Origin of the sequence: Streptomyces sp. NRRL F-2664 (genome assembly GCF_000719345.1) — a bacterium.
In the GTDB taxonomy this organism is placed as follows: Bacteria; Actinomycetota; Actinomycetes; order Streptomycetales; family Streptomycetaceae; genus Streptomyces.
In genome coordinates this window covers 471502-491079 of the sequence record NZ_JOFX01000002.1, presented here as the reverse complement: position 1 = coordinate 491079, position 19578 = coordinate 471502, and the positions used below count along the sequence as shown (strand labels likewise).

Here is a 19578-nt window from a genome sequence, read left to right as displayed (position 1 = left end):
CAGATCAAGTGGGGCCTGGACTACATGAACGAGCGCTACGGCAGCCCCGTCGGCGCCTGGAAGTTCTGGCAGGCCAACCACTGGTACTAGGCCGCCTGCGGCGAGCGCCGAAGAACGCATACGAAGGCCCCGGTGGCCGGCCTCCCCAGGTCCGGCCGCCGGGGCCTTCTGCATCCCATCCCGCGGGATCGCGGGCGCCCTGCGCGCGGGGGGTGTGCGCGCGGGCGCGGTCGGAGCGGCGTCGGAACGCCGTCGGAGCGGGCGGACGGAGCGGGCGGACGGAGCGGGCGGTCGCAGCGCAGTCAGAGGCGCTGGATGATCGTCCCGGTGGCCAGCGCCCCGCCCGCGCACATGGTGATCAGGGCGAACTCCTTGTCGCGGCGTTCCAGCTCGTGCAGTGCGGTGGTGATCAGGCGCGCGCCGGTGGCGCCGACGGGGTGGCCGAGGGCGATGCCGCCGCCGTTGACGTTGACCTTCTCCAGGTCCTGCTCGAAGACCCTGGCCCAGCTGAGGACGACGGAGGCGAAGGCCTCGTTGATCTCGACGAGGTCGATGTCCTTGAGGGACATCCCCGCCTTGCCGAGCACCGCCCGCGTCGCGTCGATGGGGCCGTCCAGGTGGTAGTGGGGGTCGGCGCCGACGAGGGCCTGGGCGACGATGCGGGCGCGCGGCCTGAGTTTGAGGGCGCGGGCCATCTTGCGCGAGGCCCACATCACGGCGGCCGCGCCGTCGGATATCTGCGAGGAGTTGCCCGCGGTGTGCACGGCGGTGGGCATGACGGGCTTGAGCCGGGCGAGGGCCTCCATGCTGGTGTCGCGCAGTCCCTCGTCCCGGTCGACCAGGCGCCACATGCCCTGCCCGGCGGCCTGCTCGTCCTCCGTGGTCGGCACCTGTACGGCGAACGTCTCGCGCTTGAACCGCTCCTCGGCCCAGGCGACGCCCGCCCGCTCCTGGGACTGCAGTCCGAGGCGGTCGACGTCCTCGCGGGTCAGGCCGCGGTTGCGGGCGATGCGCTCGGCGGCCTCGAACTGGTTGGGGAGGTCGACGTTCCACTCGTCCGGGAAGGGCTTGCCCGGGCCGTGCTTGGAGCCCGATCCCAGCGGTACGCGGCTCATGGCCTCCACGCCGCAGGCGATGCCGATGTCCATGACCCCGCCGGAGATCATGTTGGCGACCATGTGGTTGGCCTGCTGGGAACTGCCGCACTGGCAGTCCACGGTGGTCGCGGCGGTCTCGTACGGCAGGCCCATGGCGAGCCAGGCGTTGCGGGCGGGGTTCATGGACTGCTCGCCGGCGTGGGTGACGGTGCCGCCGACGATCTGTTCGACGCAGTCCGGCTGGATTCCGGTACGGGCGAGGAGTTCGCGGTAGGTCTCACCGAGCAGGTAGGCGGGATGGAGGTTGGCGAGCGCGCCTCCGCGCTTGCCGATGGGAGTGCGTACGGCTTCGACGATGACGGGTTCCGCGGCCATGAGCTCGTCCTCTCCTGCACAGCGCCAGCGCGGCGGGCCGTCCCGGCGCCCCGCCCGAACTAGTACGCGTTCTAGTTCTCTGGGCAGTCTTATGACCTGGGACCCCGGCACGCAAGGGTCTTGCACGTGCCCTGCACGGATTCCACACGCAACAGTTGACGCCCCGACCCTTGTCACTTCTGGAACTCGTTACTACCTTCGAGCCAACTTCTGATGGTCCGTCAGACTTTGGAGTTGCCCGATGCCCTGCCCCGCGCTCCCCGACGGCTTCGACGCCACCGACCCCGACCTGCTCCAGAGCCGGATTCCCCACCCGGAGTTCGCGCGGCTGCGGCAGACCGCGCCCGTCTGGTGGTGCCCGCAGCGGCGGGGGGTCACCGGGTTCGACGACGAGGGCTACTGGGCCGTGACCCGGCACGCGGACGTCAAGTACGTCTCCACGCACCCCGAGCTGTTCTCCTCGACCACCAACACCGCGATCATCCGCTTCAACGAGCACATCCAGCGTGATGCGATAGATGCCCAGCGGCTGATCATGTTGAACATGGACCCGCCGGAACACACCCGGGTGCGCCAGATCGTGCAGCGCGGTTTCACCCCGCGCGCCATCCGGGGCCTGGAGGAGGCCCTGCGCGAACGGGCCCGGAGGATCGTCGAGGAGGCGGCCGCCGCGGCGGCCGACGGCAGCTTCGACTTCGTCACGAAGGTCGCGTGCGAGCTGCCGCTGCAGGCCATCGCCGAGCTGATCGGGGTACCGCAGAAGGACCGCGCCAAGATCTTCGACTGGTCGAACAAGATGATCGCCTACGACGACCCGGAGTACGCGATCACGGCCGAGGTCGGTTCCAACGCCGCCATGGAGCTGATCGGTTACGCGATGAACCTGTCCGCGCAGCGCAAGGAATGCCCGGCCCAGGACATCGTCACCCAGCTGGTGGCGGCGGAGGGCCAGGGCAACCTCGGCTCGGACGAGTTCGGGTTCTTCGTCCTGCTGCTGGCCGTCGCGGGCAACGAGACCACCCGCAACGCCATCAGCCACGGCATGCACGCCTTCCTGACCCACCCCGAGCAGTGGGAGCTGTACAAGGCGACCCGGCCGTCCACCGCGGCGGAGGAGATCGTGCGCTGGGCCACGCCGGTGGTGTCCTTCCAGCGGACCGCCACCCAGGACACCGAGCTGGGCGGGCAGAAGATCAAGGCGGGCGACCGGGTGGGGATGTTCTACTCCTCCGCCAACCACGACCCCGAGGTCTTTGCGCACCCCGATGTCTTCGACATCACCCGCGACCCGAATCCGCACCTGGGTTTCGGCGGCGGCGGCCCGCACTTCTGCCTCGGCAAGTCCCTCGCCGTGATGGAGATCGACCTGATCTTCAACGCCCTGGCCGACGCACTGCCCGACCTGCGGTCGGCCGGGGAGGGTCCGCGCCGGCTGCGCGCGGCCTGGCTCAACGGCATCAAGGAGCTCCGGGTCAGCCACGGCTGACTCCGGACCCGGCGGCAGGTGGGCCGTCCCGGGGCCGGCCGGGCCGGTGTCAGCGCGGGCGCAGGACCGCGCAGGTCGTCGTCCCGTGGGCGTACAGCTTGCCGTCGTGCGTCCCCGTGATCCTGGCCTCGGCGGTGGCGGTGGTCCGCCCCACGTGCAGGGCGGTGCCCTCGCAGCGCAGGGTGGGGGTGTCCGCCGAGACCGGCCGGATCATGTGCACCCCGAGCTGCACCGTGGTGTAGCCGCAGCCCGCCGGGAGCAGCGTCATCACGGCCGAGCCGAGCGCGGAGTCGAGGAGGGTGGCGAGGAAGCCGCCGTGCACCGTCCCCATCGGGTTGAGCAGGTGGTCGCCGGGATCGCCCTCGAAGACGGCGGAGCCCTCGGCGGCCTCGGTGAGCCGGAACCCCAGCGTGCTCATCATCGACGCGCCGGGCAGGTCCCCCGCGATGCCCGCCCGGAGGATCTCCAGCCCGCTCATGCCGAGGAGTTCCGGAGTCCCGGCCTGCGGCCGGGGCCGCCAGGTGTGCGTACGGCTGCGGAGCGGGGCCCCGGCGTCCGCGCCGGGCAGGGGGGTGCTGGTGTCATACGTGGTCATGCCACCGACCCTAGGCATGGGCCCCGCCGACCGGCGAGTGTCGGATCCGGCAGCTTCCGCACCGATTCCGACAGTCGGCGGCGCGGGGCTGCCTCTAGGATGGCGGGGTGAAAATCGCCGTGCTCGCCGTCGACGGTGTCTTCGACTCCGGCATCTCGGCCGTACTCGACGTCCTGCACACGGCCCACGCGCTGCGCCGCCGCGTCGCCGGCGCCGCGCCGCCCGCCTTCGACATCCGCACTGTCGGCGTGCGCCGGCGCGTCCGCACCGGTCTCGGCCACCGCATCGACACCGAGCCGGCGTCGGTCGCCGAGGACGCCGACCTGCTGGTGGTGCCCGCCCTGATGGAGCGCCGCCCCGAGCTGCTGGTCGAGGCCGTCGCGTCGGCCGCGTACCGTCCGGTCCGGCGCATCCTGACGGACGCCCGCGAACGCCGCACCCCGCTCGCCACCGCCTGCACCGGAACGTTCCTGCTCGCGGAGTCCGGTGTGTTGGACGGGCTGCGGGCGACGACCAGCTGGTGGCTCGCACCGCTCTTCCGCGACCGCTACCGTGCCGTCACCGTCGAGGAGACCCGGATGGTCGTCAGCTCGGGCGGGGTGACCACGGCGGGTGCCGCGTTCGGCCATCTGGACCTGGCCCTGTCGATCGTCGGCACGCGCAGTCCCGCGCTCGCCGACCTCGTCCGCCGCTACCTCGTCGTCGACGACCGGGCCTCCCAGGCGGCGTACGCGATCCCCAGTGCCCTGACCGGCCACGACCCGCTGGTGGCCGCCTTCGAGCAGTGGGCGCGGACCCGCCTCGCGCAGCCGGCGCCGATCGCGGACGCCGCCCGGGAACTCGGCGTCAGCGAGCGCACCCTGCAGCGCGCGGTCGCCCGTACGCTCGGCCGTACCCCCGTCGGGCTGGTCCAGGACCTGCGCGTGGAGCAGGCGGAACACCTGCTGCGCACCACGGACCTGCCGCTGGCGGCGGTCGCCCGGCGGGTCGGGTACGAGAGCCCGGGCCCGCTGCGCACCCTGCTGCGCAGGCGGCGCGGCGCGTCAGGTCCGCGAGGGGCGCCGGCCTGAGGGGCGCCAGCGCGTGCGGGGCGTGAGGCAACGTCAGGGGCGCGACCCCGCGACCGGTCGGCCGGCGGGGGTCGCCGGCTCGGGGGCGGCCTCCCCGGCCGGGTGGTCGGCGCGCGGCGCGGGAAGGTCCACGTGCAGGCCGCGCGGCCCGGACAGGACGTGGACGAGCCCGAAGCCGGCGACGACGACGACGGCTCCGCCGACCGCGTCCAGGACCCAGTGGTTGGCGGTGGCGACGATCGCGCACACCGTGATCAGCGGGTGCAGGGCGCCCAGCAGCTTCTGCCAGCCCTTCGGCGCGAGCACCACGATCACGATCCCGCACCACAGCGACCAGCCGAAGTGCAGCGAGGGCATCGCCGCGTACTGGTTGGAGATGGCGGTCATCGCCCCGTAGGACGGGTTGGCCAGGTCCTGCGGCCCGTGCACGGTGTCGACGAAGCCGAGGCCCGGCATGAGGCGCGGCGGGGCGAGCGGGTAGAGCCAGAAACCGGCGAGCGCGATGACCGTGGCCAGGCCCAGGGAGGCCCGCGCCCAGCGGTAGTCGCCGGGACGCCGCCAGTACAGGACCGCGAGGATCGCCAGCGGGACCACGAAGTGGAAGGAGGTGTAGTAGAAGTCGAAGAACGCCTCCAGCCAGGGGGTGTCCACCACCGCGTGGTTCACGGCGTGCTCGATGTCGAGGCCCAGGGCCCGCTCGATCCCGAGGATCTGACGGCCGTTGCCCTCGGCGAGGGAGCGGCTGGTGGGGGCGGCCGCCCGGATGTGGGAGTAGAGCGAGTAGCCGACCCGTATCAGCAGCAGTTCCAGCAGCAGGTTCGGGCGGGACAGCACGCGCCGCCAGAACGGCAGCAGCGGCACGCGCGACCAGCGGGCGGGCGCCGGCAGCCCGTGGGCGGTCGGTACGGGATCGCGCCAGTACGGGGACGAGCGCGGCAGGAACGGCACCGCGCAGGCGGCCACGACGGCGGTCAGCAGCAGCACGTTGTCGCGTACGGGGGCCAGCGCGGCCAGGTTCGGCAGCAGCACCGCGCTCGGCAGGGTGGCGGCGAGGACCACGGCCACCGGCCACACGCGCCGGTCGGCGGCCCGCCTGCCGACCTTGCCGGCGACGGCGAGCAGCACCCACAGCAGCTGGTGGCGCCAGCCGGTCGGGGACACGGCGACGGCCACGCAGCCGGTGACGGCGACGGCGAGCAGCAGCTGGCCGTCACGGGCGTAGCGGACCGCGCGGCGCAGCCCGCACCAGACGATGCCGCCGGCGAGGGCCGCGTACAGCAGCAGCTCGGCGGGGCCGGTCAGGCCCAGGCGCAGCAGTGCGCCGTGCACGGACTGGTTGGCGAGGCCGTCGGGGGCGCCGCCGAGGCCGGTACCGGCCAGGTGGTGCATCCAGTACGTCCACGAGTCGCGCGGCAGAGCCGCCCAGGACAGGGCAGTCGCGCCGGCGAAGGCCACGGCGGCGCTCCGCGCCGCGGGGCGCCGTCCGGTCAGCCACAGCAGCGGGGCGAAGAGCAGCAGGGCCGGCTGGAGCGCGGCGGCGAGGCCGACGAGGAAGCCCGCGGGCCGGTCGCCGGGCACGCGGAAGACGGCGAGGAGCACCAGCAGCACGGGAAGGACGGCGGTCCGGCCCGGCGAGGCGGCCTCCCGGACGGGCAGCGAGACCATCATCAGGGCCGTCAGGACGGGCGCGGCGAGCAGCGCGGTGCGCCGCGGCACCGGGTCGGGCAGTCCTCGGGCCGCCACCAAGCCGACGGCCGCGACCAGCAGCAGCGTCACACAGGTCCACGCGACCTCCAGGGACGGCGCGGCGAGGCCGGCGAACGGTCTGAGGACCAGCCCGGCGAAGGGGGTGCCCGCGAACTGTCCGACGTCGTACACCGAGCCGACAGCGCCGCCGGCCGGGAGGTGGAAGCCGTCCAGCCACTCGGCCGGCGGCAGGCGCAGCACCGCGACGGCCTGTCGGACGGCGAGCGCGCCGGCCAGGGCCCACAGGAGCAGACGCGCCGCGCCCAGCCTGCTGCTGCCGCCTATGACCCCGGCATGTCCGTCCGCTGTGCTGTGCTCCGCCGCGTTCGCCACGCCCTGCCGGCCTCCCGCCCTGTTGACCGCAACCCCGACTTCGCCTGGCTGCCGCGCTCCATTACCCGCACGACGATATCCCCCGCAGGATCCCTAGGATGGCTCCCATGAGCATCGTGAAGATCAACGCACTGACGGTTCCCGCCGAGCAGCGGGAGGTTCTGGAGCGGCGCTTCGCCTCGCGCGCGGGTGCGGTGGAGAGCTCGGACGGCTTCGAGTGGTTCGAGCTGCTGCGGCCCGTGGAGGGCACCGACCAGTACCTCGTCTACACGCGCTGGCGTTCGGAGGAGGACTTCCAGGCGTGGATGGAGGGGCCGATGAAGGCCGCTCACCAGGGTGGCGGCGGTGAGGGCGGGGCCGAGGGCGCGGACCGGCCGAGGCCGGCGGCCTCGGCTTCGACGGTGTGGTCGTTCGAGGTCGTGCAGCAGGCGGCGCCGAAGAAGGCCTGACGCGCGGGACGCGGCCCCCCGCGCACGGCGCATGGCGTGGTGGGCGGGGGCCGGTCCAGTGAGGGGCGGCGGGCGCGGCGGGGTCCGGGCCCGTTGGTCGGTCCGGCCGGCCGGACCGGGGACGGCATCAGCTCCAGAACGCGTCTTCCTCGTCGATGTCCGCGGTGCACTGGTCGATGTCGGTGATCTTGTGGCCGACGATGGTGAAGAAGAGTCCTTCGCGGATCTCTATGCCGCGGTCTCCGCGGTCACCGCGCGCCGTGTGGAAGGCCATCACGTGCCCGCGGCCGTCCGCGAGCACCGACTCCAGGTGTACCTGGAAGGTGCCCTTCGTCTCCTCGCCGAGGCGGCGGTAGAAGTCGAGGACCTGCTCCCGGCCCTTGTGGTGTCCGGACAGGGGGTTGTTGCCGGGCACGTGGTGGATGACGTCGGCGGTCATGAGCGCGCTCAGCGCCTCCATGTCGCCGTTGCCGAAGGCCTCGTAGCCGCGGCGGATCAGGGCACAGTCCGGGTGCTCTGCCATGGCGTTTCACATCCTCCGGGTACGCGAAGTGCCGTTTTTCCTATCATCGGCCCGGCGTTGTGGATATTCCACGCGGGACTTCGCGCCCGAACTCCACAATGACGCCATGACCACTCACAGCGAACACCGCAGCCCAGCACCCTCGTCCTCGTCCGCCGTCACACCGCCACGGTCCCCGTCGGCGGCGCCGCCACGGTCGCTGTCGCCGTCCCAGGTGTGGACCGTGTCCCCCGAGCCGTTCACCACGCGCGATGCCACCCGGCTGCGCCGCGCGTACTACGCCGAGGTCGCCGGCCGGTACTGGAAGCGCGAGGTCACCGAGGCCGAGATCGATCAGGGGCTGCTCGACTTCCCGGACGACGGACTGGAACCGCCGACGGGCAGCTTCGTCGTCGGCCGCCTGGAGGGCGAGGCACTGGCCTGCGGCGGCGTCCGGCTGCTCGACGCGGTGACCGCCGAGCTCACCAAGGTGTATGTCGACCGCCGCGCCCACGGTACCGGCGGCGGGGCGGCCCTGCTCGACGCCCTGGAGGCGGAGAGCCGTGCGCTGGGCGCCGAGCGGGTGCGGCTGGACACCCGGTCGGACCTGGTGGAGGCCCGCGCGTTGTATGCGCGTCACGGCTATGCCGAGATACCCGCGTACAACTCCGGCCCGTATGCGGAGCACTGGTTCGAGAAGCGCCTGCCCTGATCCCCCGGGCCCCTCTGGGGCCGCAGGCCCGCAGGCCCGGCCCTTCCACGACGTCTATGTCGCGGCGTGGTCGCGGCGGGGCTCGGCGTCGTAGGGCTCTTCGGCGTCGGATCCGCACAGCTCCGTGTTGATCTCCTCGACCAGCTTGACCAGGTCGGTCGGCCGGTCGGGGCCCCACCAGTCGCCGAGCAGTTCGGCGAGGGACTCCTGCCGGGCGTCGCTGAGCTTCGCGGCGGCCTCGCGGCCCTGTGCGGTGAGGACGAGCGGCAGCCCGTCCCGGACGGCGAGGCCGCGTTCCTCGACCTGGCGGGCGGCGTCCGTGATGACCTTCAGCGGCACGTTGACGCGCTCGGCGAGCAGCGCCGGTTCCGCCGAGCCGTATTTGTTGATCCGCAGCAGCAGCCAGCTGGAGGCGGGCAGCAGGTCGTAGCCGGCCTTGGCGGTGATCTTCTCGTAGACGTGGCGTCGGCCCTCACGGCTGCCGAGGACGGTCAGCGCGCGGGCGACCTCCTCGTGGGAGGAGCGGTGCACGGGGTTGGAGGCGAGGGTCTCGGTGACGTCGGGTGCGGTGACGGAGGCGCGGAGCGTGTCCTCCCGCAGGAACCAGGAGAGGACGAAGGCGATCAGGACGACGGGGACGGCGTAGAGGAAGACGTCGGTGATGGCGGTCGCGTAGGCGTCGAGGACCCGCGGGCGGAGGTCCGCGGGGAGCGCCCCGATGGCGCGGGGGTCCGCTTCGAGCTGGGGGATGCCTGCGTCGGCGGGCAGGGTGACGCCGGCCAGGGAGGAGGCCAGCTCGTCGTCGAGCTGGTGGGTGAAGACCGTGCCGAAGATCGCGACGCCGAAGGAGGCACCGATGGAGCGGAAGAAGGTGGCCCCGGAGGTGGCGACGCCGAGGTCGGCGTAGCTGACGGCGTTCTGCACCACCAGGACGAGAACCTGCATGACCAGGCCGAGACCGGCTCCGAAGACGAAGAAGTAGAGGCTCATCTCCCAGGTGGAGCTGGTGCGGTGGAGCTGGTGGAGGAGGAGCAGGCCGAGCGCGGTGACGGCGGTGCCGGCGATCGGGAAGACCTTCCAGCGCCCGGTCCGGCTGACGGCCTGGCCGGAGGCGGTGGAGGAGATGAGCATGCCGATGACCATCGGCAGCATGTGGACGCCGGACATGGTGGGTGAGACGCCCTGGACGATCTGGAGGAAGGTCGGCAGGTAGACCATCGCCCCGAACATCGCGAAGCCCACGACGAAGCTGATCGCCGAGCAGAGGGAGAAGGTGTGGATGCGGAAGAGCCCCAGCGGCAGGACGGGTTCCGCGGCCTTGCGTTCGACGAGGAGGAAGGCGGCGAGGAGCAGGACGCCGAGGACGGCGACACCGATGATCCGGGCGGATCCCCAGCCCCAGGTGGCGCCGAGGGAGGCGACGAGGACGAGACAGGTGGCGACGCAGGCGATGAGGAAGGTGCCGAGGTAGTCGATGGTGTGCTTCGAGGGGCGCGCCGGGATGTGGAGGGCGGCGGCGATGACGACGAGTGCGACGAGACCGATGGGGAGGTTGATGTAGAAGTCCCAGCGCCAGGAGAGGTTGTCGACGAACAGGCCGCCGAGCAGCGGGCCGAGCACGCTGGTCGCGCCGAAGACGCCGCCGAAGAGGCCCTGGTACCGGCCGCGTTCGCGGGGCGGGACGATGTCGCCGACGATCGCCATGGACAGCACGATCAGTCCGCCGCCGCCGAGGCCCTGCAGGGCGCGGAAACCGATCAGCTGGGGCATGTCCTGGGCCAGTCCGCACAGGGCCGACCCGATGAGGAAGAGGACGATGGCGTACTGGAAGAGCTTCTTGCGGCCGTACTGGTCGCCGAGCTTGCCCCACAGGGGCGTGGCGGCGGTGGCGGCGAGCATGTAGGCGGTGACGACCCATGACAGGTGGGCCATGCCTCCGAGGTCGCTGACGATCGTCGGCAGCGCCGTGGAGACGATCGTCTGGTCGAGCGCGGCGATCAGCAGTCCCAGCAGCAGGGCACCTATGGGGACGAGCACCTCGCGGGAGGTGTGTTCGCCTGCGGGGCCGGTCCGGTGCGGTCCGGGACCGGGGTCCACGGCGCCCTGGGTCGCGTCCTGAGCCATCGATTCCTCCTCCGGCCGGATCAACATCTCCATCCTGAGTGGTGTGTCCGGTTATGGCCTCTCGGGCGGTTGGGAGGGCCGCAAGGGGTCTGCATAATCGCAGGCAATAGCCAGGGGAGGGAGTCCCAGTGAACGGTGAGCACTGTCCAAATTGCGACGCTGCCGGCACCGCCTGCAGGTGCGCACCGGGTGTGGGGTTCAACCCTCTGCGCATCCGTCCGTACGTGACGCTGTCCGACCCGGGCGAGCAGGGCGCCGAAGCCGATCCGGTGTCGCCGCAGCCCGTGGCCGGTGTGGTGGCTCCTGCGCCTGCACCGCAGCCGAGGGCGCGGACGCAGGCCGGGGCCGAGGACGACACCCCGGCGTACGGCATGGCCGTGCCGCCGGCGCCCGGCCCGGCGGGCCCGTGGAAGGCGGGTCCGGCGCACGCGCCGGACCCGGCGGAGACGATGCAGCTGCGCCCGGTCGCGGCAGCCGCACCGGCCCCCGGCAGGGCGGGATGGGGAGGGGGCGGGGGCGGGGGCCCGGAGGAGAGGTCCGGTTCCGCATCCCGCCGCCGTCCGCTGGCGCTGCTGGTGGGAGCCGCGGCCGCGGTGGCCCTCAGCGGGACGGCGGTGGCGGTGTGGGTGCTGCCCGCGTCCCCGGACGGCGATACGGCGCTGGTGGAGACGAAGGCGTCGGCGCCCGCGGTGAGCGCGGCCCCGGCTGCGCCGTCCGGCAGTCCGAGCACGGGGAGCGCTTCCCCGTCGGCGTCGAAGTCGCCGACCGCCTCGAAGTCGGCGTCGCCGTCCGCGTCGCCCAGCGCGTCCCGCTCCGCTTCGTCCGCTCCCCCGTCGGCGAGCGCGTCGCCCAGCCCGAGCCGTTCCTCCGGCCCGCCGCCCGCACAGTCCCCGGCGCTGCGCTTCGGGGACAGCGGCCCGGAGGTCGAGAAGCTCCAGCGCCTGCTGGCGGCTCAGGGCCTGTACCGGGGCCGCTTCCACGGAAGGTTCGACTGGCGGACCGAGGACGCACTGACGGAGTTCCAGTTCGAGCACGGGATCGACAGCAGGGAGTGGGGCGTCTACGGACCGCTCACCCGCCAGGCGCTGGAGGGGTAGGCGCCCCGGCGCACACCGGCGGCCCGCGCCGCGGACGGAGCTGGACACCGGGATCAGCGCGCACCGGGCGGTCCGCGCACAGCGGGCGGTCCGCCCGCCGGGTGCGCAGGCCCGCGGGAGGCGGGCGAGCCGTAGGGGGCGGCAGGGGCGGGCGAGCCGTAAGGGGCGGCAGGGGCAGGCGAGCCGTAGGGGGCGGCAGGGGTCACATGCCCCGGAGTGGCGCAGACCGCCCCGAGTTTTGTATCGTGATGGAACAAAGTGGTTCCGTCCTCACTCCCTGACCGGTGGACGGAACCACTTGTTCTCTTTTCCCGCCCGTCTGGAGCCCCGTCGATGCCGGCCAGCACCACCACCGCACCCGTGACCCTCACCGCCAAGGCCCTCCTCCTCGACATGGACGGCACGATCGTCAATTCCGACGCGGTGGTCGAACGCTGCTGGCGCGACTGGGCGGTCTCCCACGGGCTCGACCCGCAGGAGGCCCTGAAGGTGGTCCACGGCCGCCAGGGCTACGCCACCATGGCCGTGCTGCTCCCGGACCGCCCCATGGAGATCAACCACGCCGAGAACGCGGAGATGCTGGCGCGCGAGACGGCCGACACCGACGGCGTGGTCCCGGTCGCCGGTGCCCCGGCGTTCATGGCCTCGCTCAGCGGCCTGCCGCACGCCCTGGTCACGTCGGCCGACGCGGCACTGGCCACCGCCCGGATGACGGCCGCCGCCCTCCCGATGCCCGAGGTGCGGATCACGGCCGAATCCGTCGGAGCCAGCAAGCCGGACCCCGAGGGCTTCCTCAAGGGCGCCGCGGCCCTGGGGGTGGACCCGGCCGACTGCATCGTGTTCGAGGACTCGGCGGCGGGCATAGCAGCCGGCCGGGCGGCCGGCATGCGCGTCGTCGGCGTGGGTCCCCGCGCCGCCGCACAGGGGCCGACGGTCCACGTCCCGGACCTGCGGGCCCTCGATGTCGAAGCCGGCGCCGACGGCTCGATCCGCATCACGCTGCGCCCGCAGCCCCAGGACACACCCACCCGCTGCCGGCGCCGCGCCGGGCGCAGTCCCCCGCCGTCCCGCCACCGTGCCGCGCCGGTGCAGGGTCCGGGTGCCGCGCGCCCGCTCCGCGCCCCGGCCGCGCTACTGCCCGACGCGCCCGTCGATGCGCTCCCGCAGGAAGTCGGCGTGCCCGTTGTGGCGCGCGTACTCCTCGATCACGTGCACCAGCACCTCGCGGAGCTCCACCGGCTCGCCGCCGCAGTCGCCCGTGACGTCCATGCCGGGCGCCTGGGCGACGAGCTGTTCCGCGAAGGCGACCTCGGCCCGCCAGGTCTTCCACGCGTCCGCGACCACCACCGGGTCGGCCACCGCACCGGTGAACTCCCCGGCTGGTTCCGCCACCGAGCGGTAGTGCCGTCGTACGTCCTGACCTGCCATGACCTGCCGGAACCAGTACTGTTCGACGCCCGCGAGGTGGCGCACCAGACCCAGCAGGGACAGGTCGGAGGGTTCCACGGAGCGCCGCGCCAGGGCCTCCGCGTCGAGGCCCCCGCACTTGAGCTGCAGCGTGATCCGCTGGTCACGCAGGTAGCCCAGCAGTACGTCCCGCTCCCCCCGGAACCCGCCGTCGGCACGGGGGTCCTCATCCGGGTGGACGAACATGTTCGACCAGCCGAAACGGCGCTCGGCGGCAGCAACGGGCCCGGAGTCCGGCCCGAGGTGGGAGCCCCGGTCGGGGCCGGAGCCGGCATCCCGGCCGTGGGCGGGGGCGGGGGCGGAGCCGAGGGGCGCAGTGGAGTCGGTCACGCGCAGAGCGTGCCCCTCGGCGGTTCCCTCCGCAAAGGAGTTTTCCGTACCGCAGCACCGGCCCCGCCCGGATCCCTCACCCGCGGGCGGTTCAGCCCGTGATGGCCTCGTACAGCGAGAAGGCGGCCAGCGCGGCCATCACGGCTGCCGCGATCCTGGTGATCAGCCGCAGCGGTACGTACTTCATCAGCGTGCGGCCGCCGAGGATGCCGATGCCCGCGACCGCCCACAGGGCCAGCACGGCGCCGATGCCGACGGAGACGGGGTCGTCGTAGCGCGCTGCCAGGTTGGCGGTCATGATCTGGGTCAGGTCACCGAACTCCGCCACCAGGATCAGCATGAAACCGGCCCCTGAGACCTTCCAGAAGGACTGGTCGGCGGGCGGCTTGATCTCCTCGTCCCCGTCGTCCTTCTTCAGCAGCAGCATGGCCGCGCCCAGGAGGAAGAGGACGCCGACGACGGCCTGGACCAGGCGGTGCGGGAGCAGCGTGAGCACGCTGCCGGCGGCGATGGCGAGGGCGACGTGCACGGCGAAGGCGGCGGCCACGCCGGCGAAGACGTAGGAGGCGCGGTAGCGCGTGCCGAGCATCAGGCCGGCGAGGGCCGTCTTGTCGGGGAGTTCGGCCAGGAAGACGACGCCGAAGGCGATCGCCGTGATGCTGAAGCTGAACACGGAGGTGGAACCTCAATCGGTCGGGCAGGGCGCCATCGGTACCGAGAGACCAGGGTGTGTCAGGGGTCGCTTCGGCTCGGCGGCGCCCTGACTTGCGCATGCGCGTACGGGACGCGCCCACGCCGGGACAGGACACTGCGGCCGAAGGTCTCGCTGGCCGACCACGGATGGTCGGCCTCCGGGCGCCGGCTGGGTGACCCAGCAGTATGTCGACGGTCCGGCGAAGAGCTACTCCCCTTCTGCTCCGAACAGGGTACGCGACCCGGGCGACGGGCCGGAACGGACCTCGGGCCCCGCACCGGCCCGGCGGGGTTTGCGACCGGTGATCGGGAGCAGGAGAGCGGTCACGACCAATCCGGTACAGCAAACGAGGAGGTCCCCGATGTCGGGCACGGAGAAGAGCAAGGCGCACGCCGAGCAGGCCAAGGGCAAGGCCAAGGAGGCCGTCGGCCGGGCCGTCGGCAATGAGCGGATGACCGCCGAAGGCCAGGCCGATCAGGCCAAGGGCAACGCCCGTCACGCCAAGGAAGACGTCAAGGACGCCTTCCGCCGCTGACCGCCGCCCCTCTCGTCCGGGCCCCGACCGTCTGCCCCCGGTCGGGGCCCGGTCGCGTCGTTCACGGGACATGTCAGCGGGCTCTGCCGACATCACGGCCATGACCGACATCGATGACCTTGTACGGGGCGCCGACGGCGGCTTCGGCCCCGACTACCGACTGCTGCCACTGCTTGGTCCGGGCTCCAGCGTCGTCGGTGAATACACGGCGCGACGTGGGGCGTCCGTCGGAGTGCAGCACCCGGAGTGACCCGAAGGCGTCGTACGACAGCGGCGGTTCGTGGGAGCAGTGTTGGTTCCTCGACTCCACCGGCCTCGCAGCGTGGCTGGAGACGTGGCTGGCGGGGACGGGCTGGTTCGAGGAGGACGCCTGCGACAGGGACGACGTGGTCTTGCCTCAGCCATGGGGCCGGGCCGCAGGCCGGCTGGCCGCCGACGCGTAGCGAAACAGCCGGTCGACGACCGACGCTGCCGGCCGTGCAAGGGGCGGACGGCGGTGAAGGTGGCGCGAACATCGCGAGCCCTGCCCGACCTGGCGGTGCACCTGTCCCGCAGCTCCTGCTCTGCCCCGGTCCGCCGCCGACTGCCCCTGCATGCCCTGGCCTGCCCGGCCTGCCCCGGCCCGCCCCGGTCCATCCCGTGCGCGACGGACCGTCAGGGGTGCAGCGGCCGCACCCATGTGCCGGAATGACAACTTCCACTTAAATCAGGGGGCTTGCGTGGCTTGATGTGACGTGCTCATGTCGCCACGCTGTCACCTGGCGCCCATCCCCTCGCAACCCGATGGCGCCAGCATGGCCACGCCCCGCCGGGGCGACACGGCCGAACCCCCCGCACCCAGGGAGCCCCTCATGGCACTCACGTCCCACGTCTACGCGCGTCGAGTTGGCGTGCTCGCGTCAGCAGCTGCGCTGGCCGCGCTCACCTCCCTCCTCACCGCCCCCACCGCCCAGGCCGCGCCGCCGGCCCCGATCAGCGCTTCGGCCGCCCGCTCGTACCTGGCGACGGTCACCCCGAGGGCGGAAGGTTCCACCAGCGGCTACAGCCGCGACCTCTTCCCGCACTGGAGCACGGTCTCCGGCACCTGCAACACCCGCGAGACGGTGCTGAAGCGGGACGGCGTGAACGTCGTCCAGGACTCCTCCTGCGCCGCCGTGAGCGGAAGCTGGTACTCGGAGTACGACGGCGCCACCTGGACGGTCGCCTCCGACCTCGACATCGACCACGTCGTCCCGCTCGCCGAGGCATGGCGTTCCGGCGCCTCCTCCTGGACCACGTCCAAGCGCCAGCAGTTCGCCAACGACCTCAGCCGCCCCCAGCTGATAGCCGTCACCGACAACGTCAACCAGGCCAAGGGCGACCTCGACCCGGGCAAGTGGCTGCCGCCGCGGACCGCCTACCGCTGTACGTACGCGCGCATGTGGGTCGGCGTGAAGCAGTACTGGGGGCTCAGCATGGACTCGGGCGAGAAGACCGCCCTGGTCAACGTCCTGAACGGCTGCTGACCGACGGCCGATCGACCGCCGGCCGGCCGGGCTCGCACCAGCACCCGGCCGGACCGATCGATCTTTCCCCCGTCAGGGGGAGGCGTGGCTCCCCCTCCCCGTCGTACCGTGATCGCAGGGGACACGGAGGAGGGGGAGTTGCATGGCCGCACTGCGTCTGGGACCGCTGCTGCGCCACGTCGACTGGGAGACGGGCGGGGCGGCCACCGTATGGGTCGAGACCGACCGTCCGTGCACGGCCGAGGTGCGGTGCGCGGACGGGGCCGGCGGCAGCACGCACACCTTCCAGATAGCCGGACACCACTACGCGCTGGTGTCCGTGACCGGCCTGACCCCGGGCTCCGCCACGGCCTACGAGGTGCTGCTCGACGGCCGGCCGGTGTGGCCGCTGCCCGACAGCAGCTTCCCGCCCAGCACGATCACCACGCCGGCCCTGGCAGGACCGGGCCGGACCGCACCCGGGCTGCGCGTCACCTTCGGGTCCTGCCGGCAGGCCGCACCGCCCGCCGGCCGGCACGGGCCGCACGGCGCGGACGCCCTCGACACCCTGGCGGCTCGACTCGCCGCCGACCCGAACGCCGAGCGCCCGGACCTGCTGCTCCTGCTCGGCGACCAGGTGTATGCCGATGCCCTGTCGCGGGAGACCCGGCAGTGGATCGCCGCCCGCCGGGACCTGCGGGACCCCCCGGGCGCCCAGGTCGCGGACTATGAGGAGTACACCCGGCTCTACTACGAGTCGTGGCTCGACCCGGAGATCCGCTGGCTGCTGTCGACAGTGCCGAGCCTGCACATATTCGACGACCACGACGTCATCGACGACTGGAACACGAGCGCGGCATGGCTCGCGGAGATGCGGGCGACCCCGTGGTGGCGCGAGCGCGTGCTCAGCGGCCTGATGTCGTACTGGGTGTACCAGCACCTGGGCAACCTCTCGCCCGCCGAGCTGGCGGCCGACGGCCTGTACCAGGAGGTCCGAAAGGATCCCGACGGCACGGACGCGCTCCGGGCCTTCGCGTCCGCGGCGGACGCCGATCCGGCCACGGCGCGCTGGAGCTACCGGCGCGACTTCGGGCGGACGCGGCTGCTGATGGTGGACACGCGCGCCGCGCGGGTACTGGCCGAGGACCGGCGGGCGATGCTCGACCCGACGGAGGAGCAGTGGCTCCGCGAGAACGCCCTCGACGGCCACGGGGCTTACGACCACCTGCTGATCGGGTCCTCGCTGCCCTGGCTGATGCCGCCGCTGATCCACGACGCGGAGACGTGGAATGCGGCGCTGTGCCGCGGGGAGCGCGGGCCGCGGTGGGCGCGGATCGGTGAAAACCTGCGGCGGCGCAGCGACTTGGAGCACTGGCCGGCGTTCCCCGCGTCGTTCGCGGCTCTGACGGACCTGATCGAGGAAGTGGGGACGGGACCGCGGGCACCTGCGACGGTGTGCGTGCTGTCCGGGGACGTCCATCACGCGTATGTCGCCGAGCCCCGAATACCGAGTACCGCGCGGGTGTTCCAGCTGACCTGCTCGCCCGTTCACAATTCCATTCATACGGTGGTGAAGTGGGGCTTCCGGCTGGGGTGGTCGCGGACCGGCCGATGGCTGGGGCGCGGGTTCTCCCTCCACGGGCGGACGGGGCGGCCCCCGGTGAACTGGCGGCGTACGGGCGGTCCCTGGTTCGGGAACCAGCTGATGACGCTGGCGCTGTCCGGACGCACGGCACGGCTGCGGCTCGACCAGGCACACAAGAAGCGACAGGGTCCTGCCCGTCTGACGACGGTGCTGGACCGGGAGCTCACCGCTGCGGAGTAGCAACGGGAGCAGGACCAAAGGCAGAGGGGCGGCGGGCGGAGACAGGGACAGGGACGGGGACAGGGAAAGGACAGCCACAGACACAGGGACAGGAAAGGGACACGGCTGCGGTGCACGATGCGCCCCGGGCGGTCGGGGCGTGAGTGCCGGGCGTAGGCTGTACGGCTGTCAGCCGCCCCTGCCGCTCCCCCGCGACGTCGCGGCGCTTCATGCCGCAGCACGTCAACCGGACTGGGGAGTCCCGCTGTGTTTGAGACTCTGGGGTCGCTGACCGCGAGCCCATGGATCTACGCCCTGGTGGCCGTGTCCATCCTGCTCGACGTCTTCCTTCCGGTGCTGCCGAGCGGGGTTCTAGTGATCACCGCGGCGGCAGCGGCGGCCGCTGCCGGGGCTGCCGGCCCGGTGCCGGTCCCGGGTCCCGAGCAGGTACCGGACATCCTGCTGCTGCTGGTGATCGCGACGACGGCCTCGGTCCTGGGTGACATGGCCGCGTTTCGGCTGGCCCGGCGCGGCGGCGCCCGCCTGGACCGGGCGATCGCCCGCTCGCGCCGGCTGACGCGCGCCCAGGAGCGCCTCGGCACGGCCCTCGCGCGCGGTGGCGGCGCCCTGGTGGTGATCGCCCGCTTCGCCCCGGCAGGACGTTCGGTGGTGTCGCTGGGGGCGGGCAAGACGCAGCGCAGGGTGGCGGAGTTCCTGCCCTGGTCGGTCCTGGCGGGCCTGGCGTGGGCCGGATACAGCGTGGCGTTGGGCTATTTCGGCACCCAGTGGCTGGGGACGCAGTGGCTCGGCACGGCCGTGTCGATCGTCGCGCTCTTCGCCGCCGGCGCCCTGGCGGCCTTCCTGGTGCGCCGGCCGCCCTCGCCGCCGGCCGCGACCCCGGCGACGTAGACCCCGCTCCCGGGTCGGGCCGGCCCGCGGCGCGGCGCCTCGCCGGAGAGGCCTCCGTGACCATCGGCACCGCCCCGGGGGATCCCCCGGTCGGAGCAGTGGCTCACCCGTTCACCCGGCCCCGATCGCCGCCTGCGGGCCCGGCTCCTAGCGTCCGAAGCACGCACGGTGCGCATTCGAATCCGCGTCACTTCCGTGGCCGGGTCGCGCCGTTTCGAGGAGCCGAGGAGTTCTCTCCATGCCCGCCACGCCGCTCGTCCAGCCGCCGGCCACCACCGCGCCCCGCCCGCGATCCGCCGCGCCGCGCCGCCTGATGACCGCAGCGGCCGCCGCCTTCATCGCCACGGCCGCCACCCCCGTCACGCTTGCCCACGCCGCACCCTCGGCGACCGTCTCCCCCACCACGGTCGCCCCGGGCGGTCGGGTCGCCCTGAACATCGCGGGGTGCGGGACCAGGGTCGCCCGGGTCACGTCGACCGCGTTCAGCGAGGTCCGGCTGGCCCCCGGCAACCTTGAGACCACCAACCTGTTCGGCAGCGCAACGGTCTTCAACAACGCCGTCCCCGGCACCCACCGGGTCCTCTTCGAATGCGGCGGGCCGGGCGGCGAGCGCGTCACCGTCTCCCTCCAGGTCACCCCGGGCGCGGCGCGCGGCGGCACGGGCGGCAGCGTCGGCTCGGTGAGCCCGACCGAGATCGCCGTCGGCGGCACCCTCGCCGCCGGCGCACTGATCGCCGGCGTGTGGGTCGTACGCCGCCGCAACGCCTGA

Annotated in this window: 18 protein-coding genes and 1 pseudogene; 12 read left to right on the top strand and 7 right to left on the bottom strand. The window is 72.9% G+C overall.

Annotated features, from left to right (window positions below):
• Positions 1-302: 302 nt before the first annotated feature.
• Positions 303-1472: a steroid 3-ketoacyl-CoA thiolase gene (locus IF89_RS0104505; protein WP_030761401.1), complete on the bottom strand. Its 1170-nt coding sequence runs from the start codon at positions 1470-1472 to the stop codon at positions 303-305.
• 241 nt (positions 1473-1713) lie between these two features.
• Between IF89_RS0104505 and IF89_RS0104500 the strand changes: the two genes are divergently transcribed.
• Positions 1714-2958, top strand: a complete 1245-nt coding sequence (locus IF89_RS0104500) for a cytochrome P450 (protein WP_030761399.1) — start codon at positions 1714-1716, stop codon at positions 2956-2958.
• A 49-nt stretch (positions 2959-3007) separates the two neighbouring features.
• Here IF89_RS0104500 and IF89_RS0104495 read toward each other — a convergent pair whose 3' ends face one another.
• Positions 3008-3553 (bottom strand): PaaI family thioesterase, encoded by a 546-nt coding sequence (locus IF89_RS0104495; RefSeq protein ID WP_030761396.1) that lies wholly within the window; start codon positions 3551-3553, stop codon positions 3008-3010.
• A 107-nt stretch (positions 3554-3660) separates the two neighbouring features.
• Between IF89_RS0104495 and IF89_RS0104490 the strand changes: the two genes are divergently transcribed.
• Positions 3661-4623: a GlxA family transcriptional regulator gene (locus IF89_RS0104490; RefSeq protein ID WP_030761393.1), complete on the top strand. Its 963-nt coding sequence runs from the start codon at positions 3661-3663 to the stop codon at positions 4621-4623.
• A gap of 33 nt (positions 4624-4656) precedes the next feature.
• On the opposite strand, the gene IF89_RS0104485 is transcribed toward IF89_RS0104490, so the two are convergent.
• The gene (locus tag IF89_RS0104485) at positions 4657-6702 is read right to left on the bottom strand and encodes a bifunctional glycosyltransferase 87/phosphatase PAP2 family protein (RefSeq protein ID WP_078628074.1); all 2046 of its coding nucleotides are present in this window, start codon (positions 6700-6702) and stop codon (positions 4657-4659) included.
• Between the two features lie 107 nt (positions 6703-6809).
• Between IF89_RS0104485 and IF89_RS0104480 the strand changes: the two genes are divergently transcribed.
• On the top strand, positions 6810-7151 hold the full coding sequence (locus tag IF89_RS0104480; protein ID WP_030761387.1) for an antibiotic biosynthesis monooxygenase family protein: 342 nt from the start codon (positions 6810-6812) through the stop codon (positions 7149-7151).
• A 127-nt stretch (positions 7152-7278) separates the two neighbouring features.
• Here the strand turns inward: IF89_RS0104480 and IF89_RS0104475 are convergent, their stop codons facing one another.
• Positions 7279-7674 carry a nuclear transport factor 2 family protein gene (locus IF89_RS0104475; RefSeq protein WP_030761384.1) on the bottom strand — a complete coding sequence of 132 codons (396 nt, stop codon included), beginning with the start codon at positions 7672-7674 and terminating at the stop codon, positions 7279-7281.
• Positions 7675-7780: 106 nt separating this feature from the next.
• Between IF89_RS0104475 and IF89_RS0104470 the strand changes: the two genes are divergently transcribed.
• Positions 7781-8365: a GNAT family N-acetyltransferase gene (locus tag IF89_RS0104470; protein ID WP_078628073.1), complete on the top strand. Its 585-nt coding sequence runs from the start codon at positions 7781-7783 to the stop codon at positions 8363-8365.
• Between the two features lie 54 nt (positions 8366-8419).
• Here the strand turns inward: IF89_RS0104470 and IF89_RS0104465 are convergent, their stop codons facing one another.
• Positions 8420-10489: an MFS transporter gene (locus tag IF89_RS0104465; RefSeq protein WP_043192927.1), complete on the bottom strand. Its 2070-nt coding sequence runs from the start codon at positions 10487-10489 to the stop codon at positions 8420-8422.
• A 191-nt stretch (positions 10490-10680) separates the two neighbouring features.
• Here IF89_RS0104465 and IF89_RS0104460 point away from each other — a divergent pair, with 191 nt between their 5' ends.
• Both IF89_RS0104460 and IF89_RS0104455 read left to right on the top strand, forming a co-directional pair.
• Positions 10681-11586: a peptidoglycan-binding domain-containing protein gene (locus IF89_RS0104460; RefSeq protein ID WP_030761377.1), complete on the top strand. Its 906-nt coding sequence runs from the start codon at positions 10681-10683 to the stop codon at positions 11584-11586.
• 333 nt (positions 11587-11919) lie between these two features.
• Positions 11920-12582, top strand: a pseudogene (locus tag IF89_RS0104455) (HAD-IA family hydrolase); the annotation flags it as partial.
• 135 nt (positions 12583-12717) lie between these two features.
• Here IF89_RS0104455 and IF89_RS41755 read toward each other — a convergent pair.
• Positions 12718-13239: a DinB family protein gene (locus tag IF89_RS41755; protein ID WP_078628087.1), complete on the bottom strand. Its 522-nt coding sequence runs from the start codon at positions 13237-13239 to the stop codon at positions 12718-12720.
• Between the two features lie 235 nt (positions 13240-13474).
• Positions 13475-14056: a TMEM165/GDT1 family protein gene (locus IF89_RS0104450; RefSeq protein ID WP_030761371.1), complete on the bottom strand. Its 582-nt coding sequence runs from the start codon at positions 14054-14056 to the stop codon at positions 13475-13477.
• A 382-nt stretch (positions 14057-14438) separates the two neighbouring features.
• Between IF89_RS0104450 and IF89_RS41750 the strand changes: the two genes are divergently transcribed.
• From IF89_RS41750 to IF89_RS0104420, 6 genes are all read left to right on the top strand, one after another.
• On the top strand, positions 14439-14612 hold the full coding sequence (locus tag IF89_RS41750) for a CsbD family protein (RefSeq protein WP_078628072.1): 174 nt from the start codon (positions 14439-14441) through the stop codon (positions 14610-14612).
• Positions 14613-14827: 215 nt separating this feature from the next.
• A complete protein-coding gene (locus tag IF89_RS37635; RefSeq protein ID WP_324605299.1) occupies positions 14828-15055 on the top strand; it encodes a hypothetical protein in 228 nt (75 codons plus the stop codon).
• A gap of 408 nt (positions 15056-15463) precedes the next feature.
• A complete protein-coding gene (locus IF89_RS0104435) occupies positions 15464-16117 on the top strand; it encodes an HNH endonuclease family protein (protein ID WP_030761368.1) in 654 nt (217 codons plus the stop codon).
• 142 nt (positions 16118-16259) lie between these two features.
• Positions 16260-17921, top strand: a complete 1662-nt coding sequence (locus IF89_RS0104430; protein WP_030761365.1) for an alkaline phosphatase D family protein — start codon at positions 16260-16262, stop codon at positions 17919-17921.
• A gap of 246 nt (positions 17922-18167) precedes the next feature.
• On the top strand, positions 18168-18809 hold the full coding sequence (locus tag IF89_RS0104425) for a DedA family protein (protein WP_030761362.1): 642 nt from the start codon (positions 18168-18170) through the stop codon (positions 18807-18809).
• Positions 18810-19047: 238 nt separating this feature from the next.
• A complete protein-coding gene (locus tag IF89_RS0104420; protein ID WP_234327652.1) occupies positions 19048-19578 on the top strand; it encodes a hypothetical protein in 531 nt (176 codons plus the stop codon).